Origin of the sequence: Cyanobium sp. LEGE 06143 (genome assembly GCF_015207535.1) — a bacterium.
Classification (GTDB): Bacteria; Cyanobacteriota; Cyanobacteriia; order PCC-6307; family Cyanobiaceae; genus NIES-981.
In genome coordinates this window covers 1-2255 of record NZ_JADEWP010000279.1, presented here as the reverse complement: position 1 = coordinate 2255, position 2255 = coordinate 1, and the positions used below count along the sequence as shown (strand labels likewise).

The following is a 2255-nucleotide window of genomic DNA, read 5'->3' as shown; positions in this document are numbered from 1 at the left end:
CCATCAGGATCACCGCCACCGACTCACTGAACAGCTGCTGGCGGCTGGGCCAGACCACCCGGCGCAGCTCCGCCAGGGTGGCGGCACCGAACCCCTTGGGACTGGCCGCCTCGGCCGCTGCCAGCTGCTGGGCCTCCGAGCCGTCAGCGACAGCCGCTGCAGCTGCAGTGGACTCAGCCGCCACCTGTTCAGAGGCAGCCTGCTCAGCCGCAACGCTGCGTGGGGAGCGGTTGGGGTCGGAGCTGTTGGGATCGGGGCTGTTGGGGTCGGACAACACGGGCGCTGACGCACGCGGGCATCCGCGCGACTCGGCAAACAATCACCCTACCGGACGCCCTTCCCCAGCGGCTCAAAGCACAGACCAGCGCCGGCGCCCTCTCGGAGGCTGATATGCACGCCCCGGGCCCCCTCGTAGCGGTCCTCCAGCAGCTCAGTGGCCAGGGGATTCTCGATACGGCGGCGCAGCACCCGGCGCAGGGGCCTGGCGCCGTACTCCGGCTCATAGCCCTGGGCCGCGAGGGCCTGCACCACCGGCTCCTCCACCTCCAGCTGCAGCTGCTGCTCCGCCAGCAGGGCGGCCAGCTCGGCCAGCTGCAGCCGCACGATGCGCTCGAGATCGGCCTCCGAGAGAGGCCGGAAGCGGATCACCTCGTCGATGCGGTTGAGGAACTCGGGCCGGAAGCTGGCCGCCAGGGCCTGGTCCATGGCCTGCTCCACCTGGGCTCCGTCCAAGGCGCCGCGGGCATGGTCGAGGATCGCCCGGCTGGCCAGGTTGCTGGTCATGATCACCACCGTGTGGCGGAAGTCCACGGTGCGGCCCTGGGAATCGGTGAGCCGGCCGTCATCGAGCACCTGCAGCAGCAGGTTGAACACCTCAGGGTGGGCTTTCTCCACCTCATCGAGCAGCAGCACGGCATAGGGACGGCGCCGCACGGCCTCGGTGAGCTGCCCCCCCTCCTCGTAGCCGACGTAGCCGGGCGGGGCTCCCACCAGCCGGGCCACGGCATTGCGCTCCATGAATTCGCTCATGTCGAGGCGCACCAGGGCCTCGTCCTCGTCGAACAGGGCCGCGGCCAGGGCCTTGGCCAGCTCGGTCTTGCCCACACCGGTGGGGCCGAGGAACAGGAACGAGCCCACAGGCCGCCGCGGCGACTGCATGCCGGCCCGGGCGCGCCGGATCGCGGCCGCCACCGCCGCCACGGGCTCCAGCTGGCCGATCACCCGCTCGCCGAGGCGGCTGTCGAGCTCCAGCAGCTTCTGGCGTTCGCCGGCCAGCAGGCGCTGCACCGGAATGCCGGTCCGGCGGGCCACCACATCGGCGATGTCGCCGGGCTCCACCTGCTCGCGCAGCATGGCGTCAGTCTGCATCGCCTCCTCCAGGTCGCGGCGGCGCTGCTGCACGCCGTGGAGCTGGTCGTACTGGAGGCGGGCCGCCTCCTCGAGATCACCGCAGCGCTCCGCCTCGGCGATGGCATGGCGCAGATCTTCGTCCTGCTGGAGCAGTTCGCGCAGCTCCGCCACCCGCTGCCGCTCCGCCTGCCAGCGCTGCTTGAGGCCCTGCAGCGCCTCGGAGGCCTGGCGCCGTTGCTCCTGCAGGGCGATCCGTTCGGCTTCCGGCGTCGCCTCGGCCGAGAGCAGGGCCAGCTCCACCCGCCGCAAGGCCACCTCGGCCTCCTCCACCGGGCGCGGTTTGGAGGTGACCTCCATGCGCAGGTTGGCGGCGGCCTCATCCACCAGATCGATGGCGGAATCGGGCAGGCAGCGATCGGCGAGATAGCGGTCCGCCAGCCGGGCGGCGGCCGCCAGGGCGGCATCGGTGATGGTGACGCCGTGGTGGAGTTCGTAGCGCTCCTTGAGGCCGCGCAGGATCTCCACGCTGGTCTCGATGCCGGGCTCGCGGATCACCACCTGCTGGAAGCGACGTTCCAGGGCGGGGTCTTTCTCGATGCTGCGGCGGTACTCCTCCGGTGTGGTGGCCCCCACACAGCGCAGCTCGCCGCGGGCCAGGGCCGGTTTGAGGATGCTGCCGGCATCGGCGTTGGAGCGGTCGCTGCTTACCACCGCATGCAGCTCATCGATGAACACGATCACGCCGGGGTCGGCATCGCGCACCTCCGCCAGCACCGAACGCAGGCGCTCCTCGAACTGACCGCGGAATTTGGCACCGGCGATCAGGGCGCCCAGGTCGAGGGCCACCAGCCGCTGCCCCAACAGGGCATCGGGCACCTCCCCGGCCACGATCCGCTGGGCCAGGC

2 protein-coding genes are annotated in these 2255 nt (G+C 71.4%); both read right to left on the bottom strand.

Translation table 11 applies throughout. The annotated features are described in order from the left end of the window. Positions 1-124, bottom strand: a 124-nt coding sequence (gene secE / locus IQ216_RS13525; protein WP_228007531.1) for a preprotein translocase subunit SecE, incomplete at its 3' end; no start/stop codon positions are given. Positions 125-324: 200 nt separating this feature from the next. Continuing rightward, positions 325-2255, bottom strand: a 1931-nt coding sequence (locus IQ216_RS13520; protein ID WP_193815883.1) for an AAA family ATPase, incomplete at its 5' end; no start/stop codon positions are given.